The organism is Pedobacter sp. AC190, from assembly GCF_979258025.1.
Map to the genome: position 1 here is coordinate 3071137 of NZ_OZ409824.1, position 22450 is coordinate 3093586.

Below are 22450 nucleotides of genomic sequence, written 5' to 3' on the forward strand. Positions count from 1 at the left end.
AATGAAAAAGTATTTAATCATAATCCTTTGTGTTTTTGTAGCAATTACTTTCGTTAAGGCCGATCCCATAAAAAGTAAATCTTTTTATAAACAAAAGCTCGATGACCCAAATGCTACTTATTTTACACCAGCAAATTTCAAAATTACTGCTGATGGTAAAACTGATGTGTCAGACGAATTACAAGCGGCAATAAATGGTGTTAAAACCAAAAATAATTTCGGAATTCTTTTTATCCCCGAAGGAAAATATCTGATAAGTAAAACCATTTACATTCCAAACTCAATACGTTTAATTGGATATGGTAATAACCGGCCACTATTTATCCTTGCTAAAAAATCACCAGGCTTTCAAGAACCTGTACCATCTGATAAAGGTAACGCAAAATATATGTTCTGGTTTACGGGTTCAATTGTGCAGAACGGGCAACCGATTCGCGATGCAAATCCAGGTACATTTTATAGTGCTTTCTCAAATTGTGATATTAAAATTGAAGATGGCAATCCTGAAGCTGTAGCCCTGCGGACGCATTATGCTCAGCATAGTTTTATTGCTCATGTTGATGTTAACGCAGGAAACGGAAAAGCAGGTTTGTTTGAGGTTGGCAACGAAATGGAAGATGTTCGTTTTTTTGGAGGAGAATACGGAATTTATACAACAAAGGCTTCTCCAGGTTGGCAGTTTATGATGATTGATACTTATTTTGAAGGACAACGTAAGGCTGCTATAAAAACCCGTGAAGCTGGTTTAACAATTGTGAGGATGAATGTTAAAAACGTACCTCGCGTAATCGATGTCGATTCTAATTATTTTGAAAAGATATACATAGAAGATAGTCAGTTTGAAAATGTTTCTGGCCCGGCAATAATCACCAGTAATGAGAATAATGCATTCAATGGGATTGTACTTCGGAACGTAGATTGTAAAAATGTGCCCGTGTTGGTTTCTTATAGAATGAGTAAAACCCAAACAAATGGCATTGCTAAAATTTATAAAGTAAAAAACTTTGTTTATGGCTTGCAAATCGACGATTTAGGACAAGATGCCGTTTATAAAACAACTCAAAGTTTTCAGCCACTTAATATATTTCCTAAACCAGCCCCTAAAGATATTCCCGATTTTCCTGAAATAAAAACATGGGTAAATTTAAAAACGTTAGGTGCAAAAGGAGATGGAGAAACGGATGATACCAAAATTATTCAGGATGCAATTGATAAATACCCTAATATTTATGTGCCACAAGGTTGGTATAAGGTTTCTGAAACGATAAAGCTCAAAAAAAATACCGCTCTTATCGGTTTAAGTCCAATTGCAACGCAATTTATGCTGGCCGATAACACGCAGGCTTTCGGCGGTTTTGGGCCACCAAAAGCACTGCTCGAGGCACCAAAAGAAGGTGCAAATATTTTAACGGGGATCGGTTTAAACACAGGGATTTACAATACCATTGCCGTGGCGTGTAAATGGATGGCGGGACGTAAATCTTACATGAACGATGTGAAGTTTATTGGTGGACATGGTTCTATGACTCCTGGCCCGCAACAACCACGAAATGCAAATCAGGCAGGAAACAGACAGCCAAGTAGAATTTTGCAGGGCAAAGACAGTGCTTGGGATTCGCAATACTGGAGCTTATGGATTACCGATGGTGGCGGTGGCGTTTTTAAAAATATCTGGACGGCAAATACATTTTCTACATCTGGCATTTATGTATCTGATACCAAAACTCCATCAAGCATTTATGCCATGTCTATCGAACACCACGTAAGAAACGAGGTTCGATTTAATCGCGTAGCAAATTGGAAAGTATATGCGATGCAGCTTGAAGAAGAAAGTAGAGAAAGCTCAGACGTATTACCAATGGAAGTAGAAAGCTGTGAAAATATGCTTTTTGCCAACTTTTATATGTTTAGGGTTATCCGAGTTAACACCCCATCGCCAACAGGCATTAGAACCTGGAGTTCGAAGAACATCGAATTTTTGAATGTTCATAATTATGCACAAACCAAATATTCGGCAACTTTGCCGTTATACGATATAAATACAGGTATTGAAGTTAGACCCTGGGAGTTTACAAGGCTATATATTAGTGGAAATGCAACGGGAAATAAAAAAGCAGAGTCATTGCAGGCAAAGCTTTTGGTGAAGGGATTTGAATTTGCCGATGGAATAACTAAGGATAGCAAAGGGAACATTTACTTCAGCGAATCTAGAATGAGAAGAGTTTACAAATGGTCAGTTGAAACGAATGCTTTAAGCTTAGTTGCCGATTTCCCATTCGAGCCGCTTTCTTTAGGCGTTGATAAGCAAGATAATTTATTGGTTTTATTCAAGTATTACCCTACGCCTGGGTATATGGTAAACGGTAAACCCGAAACTTTTCCACTTCCAGCCGATGCTGATGGGACATCGTTTAGCGGCTGGGGAAATTCTGGCTTTGGCGTTTGGGTTTATTCCATTAATCCTGATCAGGCAGAAAAAACCATAAAACTGTTAAAAACAGCACCAATGGGCGCCGTAAATAAAATCCATAAAGCGCTTTATCCTGCTAATCGCTGGCGAGATTCGCACGATTTTAATACGGTTAGTCTTAACAAACCAACTGAAATGTTTGTAGCCGAAGATGGCGAAACAATTATCCCGATAGTGTACGATTTAGCAAGATCTAATGCGCTTGTAGAAGGCTTCCCAAATAAAATAATGTATGCAACCGATGAGTATGACAAACGAACAGTCAGTCTTCAGGTCGACAATAAAGGCTATTTATCAAACTTGGTATATTTTGCCGAAAAGGGAGAATTTAATTCTTGCTTAGATAAAGATGGAAACCTTTACATCGCCGATGGAGAAATCTATGTTTTCGATAAAACAGGAAAACAAATTAAGCAAATTAATGTACCCGAAAGGCCAACCACAATTTCGTTTGGCGGTAAAGATGGAAGTACACTTTTTATAACCACACGCTCAGCATTATACAGCCTAAAACCTTAACCGAAAATCTATTTATTATGTTTAAAAGAATCTTTAATCCATCATTCCTGGTTCAAAAAAGTAAATCATTATTATTTATTATTAGCCTTATTGCGTTTGGTTTTAATAGTTATGCTCAGGGTTTTTTAAAGGCCGAAGGAAAGAAAATTGTTAACGCAAAGGGAGAAAATGTTTTGCTCCGCGGATTTGGTTTAGGAGGCTGGATGTTGCAGGAAGGCTACATGCTTAAAATTAACAAAGATGGCCAGCAATATAAAATCCGCGAGCGTTTGGAAGATCTAATGGGAGCCAGGCAAACTCAAGAATTTTATGATGCATGGTTAAATAACCACACCCGAAAAATAGATATCGATTCGCTCAAGGCATGGGGCTTTAATTCGGTTCGTTTACCAATGCATTATAATTTATATACTTTACCAATAGAGAAAGAATCTGTTGCTGGCCAAAATACATGGCTGGATAGGGGATTTGCTTTAACAGATAGTTTGCTTGCCTGGTGCAAGGCCAATAAAATGTATTTGATTTTAGATTTACATGCAGCGCCAGGCGGACAAGGAAATGATACCAATATTTCAGATCGGGATGCATCAAAACCAATGCTTTGGGAAAGTGAAGCTAATCAGCAAAAAACAATTGCACTTTGGGCAAAGCTGGCAGAACGCTATAAGAACGAAGAATGGATTGGAGCCTACGACATTATTAACGAGCCGAATTATGGTTTCTCTAATCCGACAGCAGATAAAAACGGAACACAGGAAAAGATTAATGCACCATTAAAAAAACTAATGGTTGATATAACAAAAGCCATTCGTGCCGTCGACCAAAAACACATGATTATTATCGAAGGAAATGGATGGGGAAATAATTACAACGGCGTTTTCCCGCTTTGGGATAATAATATGGCTATAAGTTTTCATAAATACTGGAACTATAACGACCAGGCTTCTATTGCACACATGATTAAAACCAGAGAGGAGCAAAACGCACCTATCTGGGTAGGTGAAACAGGCGAAAATTCAAATACCTGGTTTACGGATGCCATTAGCCTTTTCGAAAAAAACAATATTGGTTGGGCTTGGTGGCCATTAAAAAAGATTGGTTTTAATAATCCAATTGAGATAAAATCTAACTTAAATTATAATAGCGTAGTAAATTACATGAATAATGGTGGAAATAAACCTAAAGAAAGTAATGTGTACAGCGGTTTAATGGAGCTTGCTGTTCACACCAGATTGGAAAATACAATTATCCATAAAGATGTAATCGATGCAATGATTCGCCAGCCACACAGCGATGAAACCAAGCCATTTAAAGCAAACCTGGTAAAAGAGGGTTCGATAATTTATGCTGTCGATTACGATTTAGGTAAAAATAACCAGGCTTATTTCGATCTAGATGTGGCCGATTATCATGTTGCTACAAATAAAAGAACGGCTGGAAATCGTGGACGCATGTATAGAAACGATGGCGTAGATATACAAATGGATTCTACAAAATACGAAAAGTATTATGTTTCCAATATCGAAAGCGGAGAATGGCTACAGTACACCACACAAGTGGCAAAAAAGGGAAATTATACCTTAAAATTAAATACCGCTTCAGCGCAAGGCGATGGAAAAATATCTATTGCTGTAAATGGTAAAGTTGTAGCTAAAGATATTGCTGTACCTAATTCTGGTGGAGCAAAAAAGTTTATTCCATTCGAAGTGAAAAATATAGCCTTAAATGCAGGTAAACAAGTAATAAAAATTATTGCCGATACAGGAGGTTATAATTTTAGTTATATTCAATTCGTAAAATAACTAACAAAACTTTAGGTGTTAAAAGGCTATAAACGCATATTTCTAATTATCGGTATTATCGCTGTAGTAATTGTTGCCCTTTCCAGGTGTATGAGTATTGCAGATAAAATACCAGCCGATATAAGAGGCGAAAATTATACGGGTGCGGCTACTTGTGTTAAGTGTCACACCAGCATAGGTGAGTCATTTGCTCACAATTCACATGGCCTAACCTCTAGTCCTGTTGTTAATAAGAATTTATTAAAGCTGCTGGCAAACGATTCGAATTCTTTTGCTTTTAACCAGATTATGAAAATCAAGGTTGAAAAACGAGATAGCGGAATTTATCAGGTTGCTTATGTTAATGGAAAGGAAAAAAGAGCCCAAAGATTTGATGTAGCCTTTGGTTCTGGCGAAAAGGCTTTTACTTATGCCTATTGGAAAGACAAAAAATTGTTTCAATTACCGCTTTCTCATTTCTCTGAAATAAAAACCTGGGCAAATAGCCCGGGTTTCCCTAAAAATGCAATGTACTTCGATCGGCAGGTTACCAGTAGGTGCCTGGAATGCCACAGTTCTTTTGTTAAAACGAGCGTAAAACAGGTTTCGGCATTAGCCATGGATGAAGAAATGGAAAAAGGTTCGCTGATTTATGGAATAGATTGTGAGCGTTGCCACGGGCCGGGAAAACAACACGCAGTTTTTCATTTAGAAAACCCGAAAGAAAAAAAGGCAAAATTTATAACCATTTACAATACACTAAGCCGCAAGCAAAAAATGGATGCATGTGGCGTTTGTCATTCTGGAAATACGCTTACAACTGTTCAGTCTGTTTTTAATTTCCAGCCAGGCGATAAGCTTGCTGATTTTTATTCACAGGATTTCGTCTCTTTTGGAGGCGCCAACCCCGATGTTCATGGTAATCAAACAGCAATGCTTCAAGGTACGCTATGTTACCAAAAAAGCGAAATGACCTGTCAGTCTTGCCATAATTCTCACGAAAGTATTAAGGGTAATATGGCCATTTATTCTCAACGTTGCATAAGTTGTCATCAAACTCAAAAGCATACTGCCGCTACCTTGGCAAAAGGTGTTTTAAAAACCAATTGTATCGATTGCCATATGCCAATGCAGGCGTCCAAACTAATTTCATTTCAAACGGCTGGTAATAAAAATGTTAATCCTTATTTATTGCGTTCGCACCACATCGGTATTTACCCAGCTAAATAGTTTTCGTTAAAGTATCAATCCTGTTAAAAGCTTCGCAGTCTAATATAAAAGAACTTGTATTTCGTACATTTGGCTTCAATAATTTAAAAGATCTAGCCACTATGCCCCTAAAATTTTGCTTATCTCTATTGCTTTTCTTTTTATCTAGCCAGGTCGTTTTAGCTCAAAGTAAATTCAATTTAAGTGGCACGGTTCGCGATGCAGCAACTGGCGAAACCTTAATCGGTGCAACAGTAAAATTATCTGGTAAAACTTCGGTAGGTACACTTACAAATGCGTATGGCTATTATGCTTTAACGCAGTCTGAAGGCGATTATACTGTCGTAATCAGCTATGCTGGCTATCTTCCCGTTACAAAAAATATTAGTTTAAATAAGGATACCAAACTTAATCAGGAACTAGGAACGGCAAACGATTTGGCAGAGGTTACGGTAAGCGCAAAAAATCGGAAAAACGAGAACGTAAAAAGTGCACAAATGGGACTGGAAAGGGTTGATATGAAATCACTAAACTCAATACCTGTTCTTTTGGGCGAAAAGGATGTGTTAAAAACCATTCAGTTATTGCCAGGTGTTAAATCAGGCGGCGAAGGAAATACAGGTTTTTATGTGCGTGGCGGTGCTGCTGATCAGAATTTAATTCTTTTGGATGAAGCTGTTGTTTACAATTCTTCGCATTTATTGGGCTTCTTTTCTACATTTAATGCTGATGCGATTAAGGATGTTAGCTTGTACAAAGGTGGAATGCCAGCACAGTACGGAGGTCGTTTATCATCTGTTTTAGATGTTAAAATGGACGATGGGAATAACAAAGAATTTAAATTTCAGGGTGGAATTGGATTAATTGCATCAAGACTTAAAGCCGAAGGACCGATCGTTAAAGACAGAGGCTCTTTTATGGTAAGTTTTCGTAGAACGTATATCGATTTATTTTTAAGGCTTTCGCCCGATTCGGCCATAAATGGAAGTACCTTGAATTTCTACGATATTAACGCAAAAGCAAACTACAAAATTGATGACAAAAATACCATCTATCTCTCTGGGTATTTTGGTAAAGATAATATTGGCGTTAAGGATTTATTTGAAAATAACTGGGGAAACGTAACCACCACTTTGCGTTTAAATCACATTTTTAACGATAGACTTTTTTCTAATACCTCACTAATTTATAACAACTACAATTACACCGTTCAATTGTTAAATGATGTTACAAATTTTAAAGCAACTTCATTAGTTCGCGATTTTAATTTGAAGCAAGATTTCCAATATTTCAGTAATAAGCATACACTTCGTTTTGGTTTAAATGCAACACATCACCGTATTTCACCTATCGACATTACAACAAGCCAGGAATCGCAGGTTAACCCTTTAACGCAAGAAAAAAGATACGGACTGGAAACAGCCGCGTATGTTTCTGATGAATGGGCAGTTACTGAAAAGCTTAATTTCCTTTATGGTGTTAGATTGGCTGCATTTTCTTTGCTTGGCCCAGGTAATTTTAGTACTTATGATGCTGCGGGAAATATTACAGCTACAGATAGGGCAGAAAACGGGCGGTTTTACAAAAATTACCTCAATCTTGAGCCTCGTTTCTCTCTAAGCTATCTTTTTAATGATGAAAACTCTGTAAAAGCATCTTATAACCGCAACACCCAGAATATCCATATTTTAACAAATGCGACATCAAGCTCGCCAACCGATCAATATGTTTTGAGCAGCAATAACATTAAACCCGAAATTGCGGATCAGGTAGCGCTGGGTTATTTCAAAAATTTTCAGGAAAATAACTATGAATTCTCAGGCGAGGTTTATTACAAATGGTTACAAAATCAAATCGATTATAAAAATGCAGCACAGTTGCTGGCAAATTCCAATGTAGAATCAGAACTGCTTTACGGTACAGGCAGAGCCTATGGTTTGGAATTATTTTTCAAAAAGAAATTTGGCAAACTTAACGGCTGGGTTGGTTATACCTTATCACGCACAGAACGAAAATTTGCAGCGCTTAACAACGGAAATTATTTCCCTGCAAGGCAAGATAGAACACACGATATTTCGGTGGTGGGTATTTACAATTTAAACAAACGCTGGACTTTCTCTTCGAGTTTTATTTACAGCACAGGTAATGCGGTAACTTTTCCAGCAGGTAAATACAGAATTAATAACCAAACAGTTTATTATTACACAGAAAGAAATGCAGGTAGAATGCCTTATAATATGCGTTTGGATTTAAGTGCTACATTAGAAGGGAAAAAAACGGGTAGATTTCAATCGAGCTGGAATTTTGGAGTTTACAATGCTTTGGCCAGAAAAAATCCTTATTCAATCGAATTTATTAACGATCCCAATAATCCAAACAAAACAGTTGCAGAGCAAACCTCCTTGTTCGGTTTGATCCCATCGGTAACCTGGAATTTTAAATTTTAAAAGATGAAGAAACTCATAATATTGTGCTCGCTTGCGTGTTTGCTCTTTACATCGTGTAAGAAAATTATAGAAATTGATACCAACAATGCCGAACCGCAACTGGTTATTGAGGGGGTTATCACCAATCAAATTGGAGATCAGGTAATAAAAATAAGTAAATCTGTTTCTTACGATGACCAGAGCATTTTTCCAGCTGTTTCTGGAGCTGTAGTTTCTGTAAGCGATTCGAGAGGTAACAACTATAATTTTACAGAAAGTGCTGCTGGGATATATGCTTTACGAATGCGTGGCATAGCAGGGGTAACTTATACCATGAAGGCAGTAGTTGAAGGGAAAACATACACTGCAATTTCTAAAATGCCAACTGCCGTTCGGTTAGATTCGATTGGTGTTGTTGTAAATACTTTTTTTAATAATGAAAGGAAAACAATTGCAGCTTATGTATTGGATCCAGCAGGAGAAACTAACTATTATCATTTCAATATGTATGTTAACGATCTTCAATCGGATCGGGTTTATGTAAATAATGATCGGTTAACCAACGGAAATAATTTGCGTTTGCAGTTGTTCTACTCGAAAAATGACGACGATGATGAGGGATTGGTAACTGGCGATAAGGTAGCTGTAGATATGCACTGTATCGATGCTAATATTTTTAACTACTGGTACGCTTTAAGTCAGCAATCGGGTAGGGGTCCAAACCAGGGAACAACACCAGCCAATCCTACTTCTAATATTTCGAACGGTGCCTTGGGTTATTTTAGTGCTCAAACGAATCAAAGATTAAGCATAGTTGTACCTTAACGAAACATAGTTAAACCTTACCTGTTATCTCTAGATGAAAGTTTTTATAAGCGGCAACATAGCCGAAAGCGGCCTCAAGTTATTAGAAGAAAATAATATATCCATAACAAAGTGGACTGAACCAAGACAAATTACAGCTGATGAATTGATCGCTACTTGCCAGGATTTTGATGCATTGGTTAGCGTTGGTCCCAATAAAATAGATGCAGCTTTTTTAAATGCTTGTAGCCACCTAAAAGTAATTGGTTTGCATTCTGTCGGTTTCGATAATGTTGATGTTGCAGAAGCTAAGAAATTAAATATCCCGATAGGAAATACACCAGGTGTTTTAAGCGGGGCAACTGCCGATACCGCTTTTTTGTTAATGCTCGCCGTATCGCGAAAGGCTTTTTATTTGCATAAAAAAATTATAAAAGGCGATTGGCAAAACTACGAGCCAACGCCAGAACTGGGCATTGAGCTAAATGGTAAAACTTTAGGGGTTTTTGGAATGGGCAAGATCGGTCTGGAAATGGCGAAGAAGTGTATTGGTGCTTATCAAATGCAGGTAATTTACCACAACAGAAATCGAAATACCGAAGCAGAAAAAGAAATAGGTGCAAGGTATGTTTCTTACGGGGAATTACTTGCTCAAAGCGATGTTCTTTCCGTACATACTGCTTTAACACCCGAAACAAAGGATAAATTCGACTTACAAAGTTTTAAACAGATGAAATCAAATGCCATCTTTATTAACACAGCACGAGGCGGCATTCATAATGAAGTCGATTTAATTAAAGCTTTGGAAGAGAAAATAATTTGGGGTGCAGGTTTGGATGTTACCAATCCAGAACCTATGAAGGCAGATAATCCATTATTAAATATGGAAAGCGTTGCGGTGTTGCCTCACATTGGTTCGGCAACAGAAGAAACCAGAAGTGCAATGGCTAACCTTGTGGCTAAAAACGTTATTGCAGGTTTGAAGGGCGAAGCCTTGCCGCATCAGGTATAGGAAAATAGAGGCTTTATTATTTATCTAGTTAGAAAAACTTGCCACATTGAGCCTGTCGAAATGCCTCAATAATAATTTAAAAGGTGCTTCGACAAGCTCAGAATGACAAAATAATTTTAATACAAACGCTTTATTTTGTTGCCTATTATTTTACAGTATATCTGAAAACTGACCGACCAATATTCCCGTTAGCATCAATACCCTCTACCACTACTTTATATTGACCTTTACCGTCGGCATTGAAAAAATCGAAGGAAGCTGAACCTGTATTATCGGTTATAACCTGCGGGTTCCAATAAATTGTGGTGCGTAAATCATTACGGTTTAAATTTGCTGGAACATCGTATTTTGGCATATAAAATTGCCTTGCTTTACTGTAGCCTTGTGGGGTAAAGGTTAACTCGTAATATTTAGGAAGCATATCCATTAACTCAGATTTTGATATTTTAGTTCCTTTAGGTGCTTTTTTCTGATTAATTACAATTACACCATTAATGTTATTATTTCGGTTAACTAATCCAAGTTCATCTCTTAAAAACACTTCTACAGATTCAATATTGTTTGCATCAATGGTATTTAATTGATTAACATCCATCATCATCCCATTTATAAAAATTCCCATTGGTATTTTTTTACCCTGGTTATAATCTCTGGTTACATAAAAATTATTATCAATAAAGGTGGTTCCCATAGCCATGGTTTGCAAACAGCTAATAATTAAAGAACAGCCTGTTAACCTATCTCCAGAAATTTCGTGATCAGCCATTTGGCTTAGGCCAGTCAAAGCAGGGTAGTCTTTATGGCTCACCTTAGGTACTGCAGCTCCTTTAACGGTTACTTCCTTAAGCGTGTGTAAGTAAGAATATTGTTTTTTGCTATTATCAAGATAGGTTGTAAGTGTACTGTCAATGTTTAATACTTCATCAGCAGCGCTAAAATTTCTACTTACAGATGGCGTTGGAGCGCCATTCAAACTCAAAGTCATATTCTTATAGTTGACATTGTATTTTGCGGTAATGGTTACTTTAGACGAGTCGGTAAAAACCAGATTCGAGAATTTAAAATTTCCAACAGGGTCGGTTGTACCTTCCATGTTAATTCTTTTATCAGGAATAGTTAAAAGTAATGCGCCCTTTCTAACTGGAATACCATTACTCATTCTTAAAATTCCCGAAAACTCAATGCCTTGTTCAGGAAGGAAATTTATTGTAGGCTTTTTATCCTGAATAATGTCCGTGTAAGAATAATTTCTATACCCCTGAGTCAATAAAAGCACATCTAAATCAGCGGCTTTCTTTGCATCGCCTGGCGTGAAATAATAATTAGGTCTTTCTATATATCCCTTAACATCACTATTTAAAAGCAAGCCTGTTAAAATTGTCGAAGCGCCATCTTCATTAAAAGGTACCTTGGTTTCGTCGATCACCGATACAGAAAAAGTCCCTTCAACAGGTAAGCCATCCTTTTTTGCGTTTAAATTTATCTTTACTTTTTTCTTGCTGCCATAGGTTGCAACAGGACTGGTTAAAGCCAGGGCTAAATTATTATTGTGCTGTACAAAAACGATACGCTCGCTTAAGGGCTTACCACTTTCGTTAAACAAGGTAAACTGAGCAATACCTAAGGGGAATTTGTTTTTTTGTACTGTTGTGTTATACTCTTTATTTGCTAAGATTGTTTGCGCACCATAACAGATGACACCTTTACTTTGCGCAATTAAATAGAATTTTTTGCCCTTGTTTTTTTCGAAGAAAGCATCGTTAGAGGCAATTTTAATAGCTACATTTTCTGCATCTGTATTATCAATAACGATCGAAATGCCAGATTCTACAGCAGCTGGAAGATTAGCTGATTGCGTTGAACCATCTGCAAATGTTATCGATGCTTTATAGGTTTTACCAGCCTCGGGCGTTAACATGAAGCTACCCATACCTAAACGTTGAGCACTAAATGTTGCAACTTGCTTTCCATCACTATCGCTAACTGTACCTTTTGCATTGATGCCCAAACCATCACTTTTAACGCCTTTAAATGCAACTTTATTTGCTAAGCCTGCAACTAAATTTCCGCCTTCGGGGAAGAACTGAAAATCTTTATTGATAATGGCATTTTTAAGTTGAAAGGTGCTGTTAATAATGTCTTTTTCGCTTGTATTGATACTGGTAATCAGCTCGCCTTTTTGTAATTGATATTCAGCTTTTTGGTTGGCAGTCATACTAATGGTAAGAAAACCATTAGGGTCCGTTGTGCCCCTTCCTTTGGCAATAACGGTATAACTCGTAATAACTTGCCAGTTTACGTTCTTATTGGCGTATGGTTTATTGTTTGCGTCTTTAAATTGAACACGGGCATCAATTTTCTCTTGCTTATCGGTTGATGAGTTTTTATAACTGATATGAGTTTTTAATTCTTTGTCAATGGCTTCTCCAATGTAAAAAGTTTTATTAAAATACGCAGGGTCATTAGAGTTTAGCATCCACATGGTGTAGGCTCTGAAATGATAATTGCCTTGTTTATAATGATCCATTGATAATGGAATATTACCTTCTGCCGTACCGCCGTTTACCTGTAATTTTAAGGTTTGAATTAACGAATCACGTTGGTTTATCACATCAACATAAACGATTTTACTAATGCCAGATAGAAAGTTTTGATTTTCGGTAAGGTAAACCTTAAACCATACAGTATCTGCAACTGCATAATAAGGTTTATCGAAATGGAGATAAACTTTCTCTGCAGGATAATCGTTCAAAACCTTGTTTGTTTTACTAATTATAGTGTTAATGCTTACTGTATCTGTTTGTGCCGATGCAGAAAAGTTTAATATGGATAAAAATGAAACTAATATTAATGAAAGTCTAAAAATCTTCATGAACAGGAAATTAATTACTAAGACGGTAAATATATCTAATTATAAATAGAGCGCATAGTTTGTGATTGTGTTTAACATTTTTTTACATAAAAAAACCTGTTCTAACTTAATAGAACAGGTAATCGATTATACTTTATCTGCTGAATTTTTTATTTGTATTCGATAACAAATTCTTCTAAAGGTGTACGTACTTTTTTAAGGTTTGCTAACCAGTCATTCGCTTCATCACGATGGCCTAAAGGCAATAAGGTTACACTACGTAAACCTTGTTTGTTAAGTCCTAATAATTCATCAAGTGCAGGACCATTAAATCCTTCCATTGGTGTAGAATCTACTTTTAATAAGGCAGCTTGTGCAATTGCAGCACCAAAACCAATATAAGCCTGACGAGCCGCATGGTTGAAGTTTTCTTCTGCAGTTCTAGATAAAACCATACCTTTTAGTTGAGCTTTGTAAGCATCTGTACCTGTTTCTGGTAAGCCACGTTCGCTATTCATGCGGGTAAAAACGGCATCAATGCCTTCTTCTGTATAATTTTCGAACGCTGCGAAAACCAATAAGTGAGATGAATCTATAACTTGAGATTGATTGAATGCAATTGGAGCAATTTTCTCTTTTAATTCTTGATTAGTAACCACAATAACTTTAAATGGTTGCAAACCTGATGAAGTTGGGGCCAAATGTGCAGCAGCAACAATTTGATCTACCTTTTCTTGTTCAACAGGTTGACCATTCATTTTCTTAACGGCATAACGCCAGTTTAAAGCTTCTAATAAACTCATATTTTCGGATATTTTTTATTTCAATTAATGAAACAAATATCTGAAATATATTAAAGTCGATTGTTGATGTATGGTAAGAAAGCGGCCTGCTATCACAAAGGATAGTAATGAATTTAAAAATCTTTAAACTTCAAATCCGCCCTAACAGGAAAGTGATCGGACAGCTTTGCCTTTGGGATTAGATAATTTATAACTTCTAAATCTTTTGTTGTTGCAATATAATCGATTTGAAAATTAGGGAACTTACCGTTATATGTTTTGCCAAACCCCGAGCCTTTTTCGGTAAAAGTATTGTTTAAGCCCTTGGTAATTTGATTAACAGCGTATGATGCTGGCGTATCATTAAAATCGCCGGCAATAAGATATGGCGTACTGCATTTTGCCATCTCTTTTTTCATAATATCAACTTGTTCACTTCTTTTAATAAATGCTCGTTTTAGCATGACTAAAATTCTTTTCGATGCATACAGCTTACCTCTTGTTTTTTGAGTTAACTGATCAAGAAACTGATAGTCTTGTGGTTTAAAGCTGATCGATTGAAAGTGTACATTAAAAATCCTTAAAGGTTTTCCGCTGATATCTAAATCGGCGTAAATACTCATATTATCGCCAGCGGCATCAAAAATAATTTTACCTTTTTCTTTAATCGGATATTTAGAAAATATGGCTAAACCGAAAGCATCATAATCGTTTTCTTCTGCAGGTTGAAAATAATAATAGTCGGTTTTTAACAATCTTTTTAAACTATCAATGGTATTAAACTGGCCTTTTTTTCTGGTATAAAATTCTTGAAAACAAATAATATCTGGGTTTTGGTCTTTAACCACCTTCAACATTTTTTCTTTTGCTGGGATGGTGTTGTTTTCTCCGAAAAGTTTAAAGCTGTGCACATTGTAGGTCATCATTCTAATAGAGCCTTCGGTTTTTTGGCTTTCGCCTTCAATACCACCAAAGCCAAAAGTTGCATGTAAGGTTTTATATCCTATGCCAACTAAACAAACAATAACAATAACGAAAGCCCATCTTTTTCTTAACGCCCACCAAATTGAAAAGAAAATGTTAATTAGCAGGGAGTAGGGATAGGCTAAGGCGAAGTACGCAAATAAAATATTTGTACGTGGATCAACCCCACCTGCAATGGTTCCCAATAGCAAACAAACTGCCGCAACAATGGTTAAGGGCAAAAATATTTTATCAAAAAAAGTATATTTTGATTTAGGCTTTGGCATTTAATCTTTACTAGCTTTAAACAATTTTTCTTTTTCAGTTGCGGATAACTTATCATAGCCTGATGTAGATATCTTATCTAAAATCTCATCAATCTCTGTTTGCGAAACGCCCTTAAAAGTAGGCTTTTTAATTGGTTGCTCATTTTTTACAACCCTTAGTTTTGATTTTTTTTCGAAAATTTTACTCCAGTCGCGACCACCTTGTAAGCTCTTAATAAATACAAAACCTAAAACTGCACCACCTATATGCGCAAAGCTTCCGCCTGCATTTATAGAGCCAAGTGCAAGAATATCTAAAACGAAATAAGCAATGGCTAAGTATTTTATTTTTACTTCTCCTAAAAACATTAAGAAAATAGCATAGTTCGGTACAAGGGTTGCCGTTGCAACAATAATAGCCATTACAGCACCAGAAGCGCCAATAACAGTAATTCCGCCAAGGTTATCTGAAAATGCAGGGAATAGGTTTAAACCTGCAATAAAAAATAAAGCACCTGCTAACCCGCCAGCAATAAACACGAAGTGGAATTGGCGGCTCTTTAAAAAGTTCATAAAAATTTGCCCAAACCAAAATAAACCCAGCATGTTAAAAAAGAAATGGAAAAATCCATCGTGAAAAAACATGTAGGTAAAAACGGTGTAAAATCGCTCTGGCAGTTTGCTTAAAGTCTGCAGGTAAACCTAAATAGTTTCTTACAAATTCATAAACATCGATATTGCTTCGGGTTAAAAAAGCAAATACAGCAATTACGGCAGTTAAAAGAAAGATTATGGTATTTATCCCGATATACAGAAACAACGGATTACCCGAACGGAATACTTTAGAACTTAAATCTTTAAAAATATTGTTATTCATAGTAAGTGTAGAATGTTGTTTGTTTATCCTTCCATATTTTAACTAAAATAAAGCCAATTAATGCACCGCCTAAGTGGGCATAATGGGCAATTGAATCGCCTTCAAACTGAGCAACCCCAAGAGATAATTCTATTAAAATATAAACGGGGATAATGTATTTTGCTTTAACTGGAACGGGGATAAACATAATATACAATTCGGCATTTGGATACAACATACCGAAGGCAACCAATAAGCCAAATATAGCACCCGAGGCACCTAACATGCCTCCATAATAAATGGAGCCGAGCGTATTTGCCTGTGCCTGACTTGTAATTTTTGTTTGCCAACCCTCAAATAAAGTAAACTGTCCGATTAACTGGTGAACTTCAAAAGCTTGTACCGCCCATTGCAAGGCTAAAGCCCCCAATCCAGTAATCAGATAAAAAATAATGAATTTTTTAGGCCCCCATCTCGTTTCTAACAAGCTTCCAAAAGAATATAAAGCAAACATATTAAAGAATATGTGGGCAAATCCTCCATGCATAAACATGTAACTTAGCGGTTGCCAAAATCTAAAATTTGGAGAGTCGAAATAATAAACCGCAAGTATATTATCTAAACGGATTCCTTTCTGTTGAAAAAACCAGGTAGCTGCAAAAAATAAAATATTAATAATTAAAAGGTTTTTTACAACAGGCGGTATATGTATGTTATTCATTTATTTATTATTCTATTGCTTTTGGGTTTTTCATTAACTTCTTTCAGCTTTTCACTCTGGTTTTGATGCTTGATACCTGCTACGCTTTCTGTTTCTTCCTTCAGCTTCCAATTACTTTTCAAATTTTTTATCCAGTTCAGCTAATGTAATCGTTTGGATAATTGGTTTTCCACTGGTGCTAAAGTTAGGGGTTTTACATGCGAAAAGCTCATCAATCAATGTATTCATTTCTTCTTGCCCTAAAGTTGTTCCTGCTTTTATTGCACTATTTTTAGCCAGGCTTCGAGCCAGGCGATCGCGTTTCGTTAACTTTAATTCTTGCTGTGTGTTTTTAAAACCTTCAATAAGCTGTTCAAACAATTGAGTTTCGTTAATGTTTGAACTTCCTAAATCGACAGGAATACCTTCTACAACCAATGTGTTTTTCCCAAACTCGCGAACATCAAAACCTAAGCTTTTAATATCATCGAGCAAGCTTTTAGCCAATTCAAAATCGTTGGCATTAAGCGTTATGGTTTGTGGAAATAAACTTTGTTGCGAAGCGCCTTTTCTATCATCAAGATGTACGAGAAAACGTTCGTAAAGGATGCGTTCGTGCGCCATTTGCTGATCGATAACCATTAAACCCGATTTGATTTGAGAAACCATATAACGATTATGCAATTGCATATATTGTTTTTGCTTGGTTTCTAAAATAGCATCATCTGCATAAAATGAAGTCTGCTCTACAACAGGCTGTTCGGTAATTTCATATAACGAACCCCAGTTTTTTGCGCTTGGTTTTGCATCGTAATTTCTTGGTGATGAGGCATAGCCTGAAACGGAAGTTGTTTCGGTAGCAAAAGGATTAAAATCTGGATTGAAATTTATGCTGGGCGGTACAATATCTTCTACCGCTTTTGGCGAAATCATATTGCTGAAACCTGTTTCCTGATCAAAATCTAAAGTTGGCGAAATATTGTATCTGCCAATTGAGCGTTTTACAGCAGATTTAAGAATGGCATAAATGGATTTTTCATCCAGATATTTAATTTCTGTTTTCGTTGGATGAACGTTGACATCAATTTTTGAAGGATCTATTTCTATAAATAATACATAAAGCGGATAACTGTCATCAGGCAACAACTCTTCAAAAGCGGAACTTACTGCATGATTGAGGTAGGGGTCTTTAATAAATCTGTTGTTTACAAAAAAGAACTGTTCTCCTCTGGTTTTCTTGGCGAAAGCTGGCTTTCCAATATATCCTTTAAGATTAATAATAGTTGTATCTTCTTCAACCGGAACTAAACGCTCGTTGTAGTTGTTACCGAATAGATGAACAATACGTTGTTTTAAATTTCCTTTTGGAAGGTTAAAAATTTCCGTTCCATCGTGATGTAAACTAAAAAAAACGGCAGGATGAGCCAATGCAACTCTTTGAAATTCATCAAGAATATGGCGCATTTCTACTGGATTGCTTTTTAAGAAATTTCTTCGGGCTGGCGTATTAAAAAATAAATTCTTGATTGAAATTTGAGTGCCTGGCGAGGTCGCTACAGGCTCTTGAGCAGTAACTTGCGCACCTTCAATGGTTATACAGGTGCCAATTTCATCTTCATGCCTGCGGGTTTTCATTTCAACCTGCGAAATTGCGGCGATAGAAGCCATAGCTTCACCACGAAAACCCATTGTTCGAATGGCAAATAAGTCTTCGGCCTTTTTTACTTTGGATGTTGCATGGCGTTCAAAACACATTCTGGCATCGGTAACGCTCATGCCACAACCATTATCAACGATCTGAATTAGTGCTTTACCCGCGTCTTTAATAACCAGTTGGATTTTATCTGCACCAGCATCAATAGAATTTTCTAGTAATTCCTTTACCGCAGAGGCAGGTCTTTGAACAACTTCTCCAGCAGCAATTTGATTGGCAACAGCATCGGGTAACAGGTGAATAATATCAGTCATGTAATATGGCAATGTGAATTCGCTAAATTATGCAAAATAAGCTTAATGAATGTGTTTTGTTTAAAACTCAACAGATAAATGACTGTAATTAAAAGCCATAAACTGATATGGCGCTATTTCTTGTTCGTCATTGCGAGGTACGAAGCAATCTGTTTCAAGGGTTGCATTTTTATGGTTAGCTAACATTTAATTTACAAACACTTCTGCTTACATTTTTTCTATCTTTATCTTCATGAAATCATTTCTCTACGCACTAGTTGCATTGGCTTTTTTCTCATCGTGTAGCAAAAAAGAGCAGGCCGACTTAATCGTTTACAATGCCAGGGTTTACACCGTTAATTCTACTTTCGATACGGTTCAGGCTTTAGCTGTAAAAGATGGTAAGATACTGGCGGTTGGTACAAGCGATGAGATTAAGAAACAATTCAAAGGAACTGAAGAAATTAATGCAGAAGGCAAAACGGTATATCCAGGTTTTATTGATGCACACGCACATTTTTACGGGTACGGACAAAGCCTGCAAACCGCCGATTTACGTGAAACAAAATCTTGGGCGGAGGTGCTTCAACGCTTAGCCGATTTTGCCAAAACACACCCCAACGGTTGGTTAATCGGCAATGGTTGGGATCAAAATGATTGGGAAGATAAAGCTTTTCCGACAAATGAAAAGTTAACCGCACTTTTTCCAGGTCGCCCCGTTTTTTTAACGCGTATTGATGGCCATGCCGCTATTGCCAATCAAAAAGCCTTTGATGATGCTGGAATTAAAAATGCACAGCAGTTAACAGGTGGCGATATGCTTACCCAAAACGGAAAACTTACTGGTGTTTTAATTGATAATGCAGTAGGGCTGGTAGAAAGTAAAATTCCAGAACCTGATGCAAAGTTGGCAGAAAAGATCTTTATGGATGCACAGAAGAATTGTTTTGCTGCAGGCTTAACTACTATAGATGATTGTGGTTTGCCTTTTCAGGCTGTAGATTTTATTGAGAAACTACAAAAAGAAAGCAAACTTAAAATGCGTTTATATGTAATGCTTTCTGATGCACCTCAAAACTACGATTACCTTTTTAAACGTGGTGCCATTAAAACCGATCGGTTAAATGTTCGGGCTTTTAAGGTTTATGCTGATGGTGCTTTAGGCTCTCGTGGGGCTTGTTTGTTAAAGCCTTATACCGATGTGCCAGAGAAAACAGGTTTCTTGTTAAGCGACCAAAAGCATTTTGAAGAAGTTGCAATAAAAATTGCAGAACATAATTTTCAAATGTGTACACATGCAATTGGCGATTCGGCCAATCGGGTTATGCTGAAAATCTATAATAAAATTTTAAAGGGCAAAAACGATAAACGCTGGAGAATTGAACACGCCCAGGTTGTTAATGCAAATGATTTTGACTTATTTGGTCAGGCGAGTATTGTTCCATCAGTGCAGCCTACACATGCAACCTCAGATATGTATTGGGCAGGACAAAGATTGGGTGCCGAAAGATTAAAAGGTGCTTACGCTTACAAGCAATTACTAAAACAAAACGGATGGATTCCATTAGGGACTGATTTTCCAGTAGAAAACATTAATCCATTATTAACGTTTTATGCAGCAACGGTTAGAGAAGATGCAAAAGGATTTCCTAAAGGTGGTTTTCAGGTAGAAAATGCCCTAACGCCAGAAGAAGCATTAAAAGGCATGACCATTTGGGCGGCAAAAGCTAACTTCGAAGAAAATGAAAAGGGAAGCTTGGAAAAAGGAAAACTTGCCGATTTTGTAATCTTAGATAACGATATTTTAAAATCATCACCACAAAACATATTAAAAACCAAAGTTTTAAAAACCTATTTGAACGGAGAAAAAGTATATGAAGCGAAGTAGATTAATCATTCTGGCTGCGGCTTGTTTCCTTAATGTTTTATGTTTGATGGCTTGTGCGCAAGATCATGCAGCAAATGAAAAGAAACTTTCCATTGCCAATACAATATCAAAAACCACTGTTTTATTAAATAATCAGGATGCAATCGTACCACTAAAACAACTCGATAAAAAAAATATTGCATCAGTAAGTTTAAGCTTTGCCTATAGCTCGGTTTTCGATAGCTTGGCTAATAAGTACGATAAAATCACCTCATTCTCCGCCGATTCTTATAAAGACAGCGTAAATCTGAATGATTTAGAGGATGAGTTGAAGTATTTTAATACGATTTTAATTGCTATTGATGATGAGAATATAAATAAGGCAAAATACATCAACTTCATAAACAGCCTTAGTAAAAACAAAACAGTTATCGTTTCTTTTTTTGGAAATGGTACGGGTTTAAAATCTTTTGATGTTTTAAATACCCCGATTGTTTGGACTGCCCAGAATTCTATCGATGCTGCAGCAATTGTGCCACAGTATATTTTTGGTGGTATAGCGGCTACAAATAAACTAACAACAGCTTATTCTGCAAAATATACCATTGGCTCTGGTTTTACAACTTCGGCAACAAGGTTGAAATATACAGTACCTGAAGATGCAGGTTTAAATTCAAATAGTTTTAAGGAAATTGATGGGATTGCGGCAGAAGCCATTAGTCAAAAAGCGACCCCAGGTTTAGTGGTTTTAGTTGCAAAAGATGGTAAGGTGATTTTTAATAAAGCTTACGGAACCCATACTTATGATTCTACTTTGCCAGATAAGGTTACTGATATTTTTGATTTGGCTTCGGTTACCAAAGTAACGGCTACCACGCCTTCCGTTATGCGCCTTTTCGAAGAAAACAAATTGAAGCTGGATACCAATATCGGCGCATATATTCCAAAAGCCCGTACCACGCCAATGAATAACATTCAGGTTCGTGAAGTCATGTTGCATCAGGCAGGATTTATACCATACATTCCATTTCATGATTATGTAAAAACAGGAGATTACAGCAGAGATTCTTCTGCGGCTTTTCCAACCAAGGTTGCCGATAACTATTACATCAAAAAAGGCTTTTTTAAAGATTTTATGTGGCCTAAAATGCTTAATTCGCCGATTAAGACTCGTGGGCAATATATTTACAGCGATATCAGTATGTATGTGATGAAAGATATTGTTGAGCACATTAGCGAGGAGCCTTTAAATCAGTATGCTTACGAAAATTTCTACAAACCTTTAGGTATGCAAACCGCAGGGTTTTTACCTAGAAATCGCTTCAAGCCTGAGCAGATTATTCCAACGGAAGATGATAAGTATTTCAGAAAAACATTGTTAGTCGGTTATGTGCACGATCAGGGTGCGGCCCTGGCAGGCGGAGTATCTGGCCATGCTGGCTTATTTTCGAGCGCTAACGATTTAGCTATAATTTATCAAATGCTTTTAAATCGTGGTACTTACGGTGGAGAAGAGTATTTCAAAGCGTCTACGGTAGATATGTTTACCTCTAAGCAATCAGCTGTGAGCCGCCGTGGTTTAGGTTTCGATCGTTGGGATCCGGATACCACCAAACATTACCCATCTGATTTGGCATCAGCACAAACCTATGGGCACACGGGCTACACAGGAACCTGTATTTGGGTTGATCCATCTCGTGGTTTGGTTTATGTTTTCCTTTCGAACCGAGTTAATCCATCGGTAAGCAATAAGCTCTCTGATTTAAAAATTAGAGGTCGCATACAGGATGTAGTAAATAAGGCAATTGATGAGTCCAAAAAGTAATCAGCACTGCTTAAGGCTTGCCTAGTCTTGGCTTATGTATAGCTGCGCCTTACCATCGCCGCACTAAATTTTAGTTTAATCCAAAACAAGTCCGTGTTTTTACCGCAAAACATGGACTTGACATGGACTTGATATGGAGTTGAACACTGGTAGGACCCTAAAAGGCTGTGCT

General features: G+C 36.9%; 15 protein-coding genes. 8 read left to right on the forward strand and 7 right to left on the reverse strand.

The features are described from left to right. The first annotated feature begins 1 nt into the window (after position 1). The 6 genes from ACZZZI_RS13490 to ACZZZI_RS13515 all read left to right on the forward strand — a co-directional run bounded on the left by ACZZZI_RS13490 (position 2) and on the right by ACZZZI_RS13515 (position 10221). Complete coding sequence (locus ACZZZI_RS13490; protein WP_463489678.1) at positions 2-2989, forward strand: glycosyl hydrolase family 28-related protein; 2988 nt, start codon at positions 2-4, stop codon at positions 2987-2989. A gap of 17 nt (positions 2990-3006) precedes the next feature. Then, a complete protein-coding gene (locus ACZZZI_RS13495) occupies positions 3007-4791 on the forward strand; it encodes a cellulase family glycosylhydrolase (protein WP_463489679.1) in 1785 nt (594 codons plus the stop codon). Between the two features lie 15 nt (positions 4792-4806). Continuing rightward, positions 4807-6000 (forward strand): multiheme c-type cytochrome, encoded by a 1194-nt coding sequence (locus tag ACZZZI_RS13500; protein WP_424057457.1) that lies wholly within the window; start codon positions 4807-4809, stop codon positions 5998-6000. Between the two features lie 101 nt (positions 6001-6101). Further along, positions 6102-8426, forward strand: a complete 2325-nt coding sequence (locus ACZZZI_RS13505) for a TonB-dependent receptor (RefSeq protein WP_463489680.1) — start codon at positions 6102-6104, stop codon at positions 8424-8426. Between the two features lie 3 nt (positions 8427-8429). After that, positions 8430-9230 carry a DUF4249 domain-containing protein gene (locus ACZZZI_RS13510; protein WP_463489681.1) on the forward strand — a complete coding sequence of 267 codons (801 nt, stop codon included), beginning with the start codon at positions 8430-8432 and terminating at the stop codon, positions 9228-9230. Between the two features lie 34 nt (positions 9231-9264). Beyond that, positions 9265-10221: a 2-hydroxyacid dehydrogenase gene (locus ACZZZI_RS13515; RefSeq protein ID WP_463489682.1), complete on the forward strand. Its 957-nt coding sequence runs from the start codon at positions 9265-9267 to the stop codon at positions 10219-10221. Positions 10222-10366: 145 nt separating this feature from the next. On the opposite strand, the gene ACZZZI_RS13520 is transcribed toward ACZZZI_RS13515, so the two are convergent. The 7 genes from ACZZZI_RS13520 to mutL all read right to left on the reverse strand — a co-directional run bounded on the left by ACZZZI_RS13520 (position 10367) and on the right by mutL (position 18607). Beyond that, on the reverse strand, positions 10367-13093 hold the full coding sequence (locus ACZZZI_RS13520; protein WP_463489683.1) for an Ig-like domain-containing protein: 2727 nt from the start codon (positions 13091-13093) through the stop codon (positions 10367-10369). 149 nt (positions 13094-13242) lie between these two features. Next, positions 13243-13875, reverse strand: coding sequence for a nitroreductase family protein (locus ACZZZI_RS13525; RefSeq protein WP_344766863.1), 633 nt, complete (start codon positions 13873-13875; stop codon positions 13243-13245). 113 nt (positions 13876-13988) lie between these two features. After that, entirely contained in the window at positions 13989-15104 is a 1116-nt protein-coding gene (locus ACZZZI_RS13530) for an endonuclease/exonuclease/phosphatase family protein (protein ID WP_344766866.1), read from the reverse strand. Continuing rightward, positions 15105-15728 (reverse strand): rhomboid family intramembrane serine protease, encoded by a 624-nt coding sequence (locus ACZZZI_RS13535; protein WP_463489684.1) that lies wholly within the window; start codon positions 15726-15728, stop codon positions 15105-15107. Continuing rightward, the gene (locus tag ACZZZI_RS13540) at positions 15691-15960 is read right to left on the reverse strand and encodes a hypothetical protein (RefSeq protein WP_463489685.1); all 270 of its coding nucleotides are present in this window, start codon (positions 15958-15960) and stop codon (positions 15691-15693) included. Before ACZZZI_RS13540 ends, ACZZZI_RS13535 begins: the two co-directional genes overlap by 38 nt. Then, positions 15953-16660: a rhomboid family intramembrane serine protease gene (locus tag ACZZZI_RS13545; RefSeq protein ID WP_316756221.1), complete on the reverse strand. Its 708-nt coding sequence runs from the start codon at positions 16658-16660 to the stop codon at positions 15953-15955. Before ACZZZI_RS13545 ends, ACZZZI_RS13540 begins: the two co-directional genes overlap by 8 nt. A gap of 111 nt (positions 16661-16771) precedes the next feature. Beyond that, on the reverse strand, positions 16772-18607 hold the full coding sequence (gene mutL / locus ACZZZI_RS13550) for a DNA mismatch repair endonuclease MutL (RefSeq protein WP_463489686.1): 1836 nt from the start codon (positions 18605-18607) through the stop codon (positions 16772-16774). A gap of 232 nt (positions 18608-18839) precedes the next feature. On the opposite strand from mutL, the gene ACZZZI_RS13555 reads away from it, so the two are divergent. Together ACZZZI_RS13555 and ACZZZI_RS13560 are read left to right on the forward strand one after the other, a co-directional pair. Continuing rightward, positions 18840-20474: an amidohydrolase gene (locus tag ACZZZI_RS13555; RefSeq protein WP_463489687.1), complete on the forward strand. Its 1635-nt coding sequence runs from the start codon at positions 18840-18842 to the stop codon at positions 20472-20474. Then, on the forward strand, positions 20461-22278 hold the full coding sequence (locus ACZZZI_RS13560; protein ID WP_463489688.1) for a serine hydrolase domain-containing protein: 1818 nt from the start codon (positions 20461-20463) through the stop codon (positions 22276-22278). Before ACZZZI_RS13555 ends, ACZZZI_RS13560 begins: the two co-directional genes overlap by 14 nt. Positions 22279-22450 lie beyond the last annotated feature (172 nt).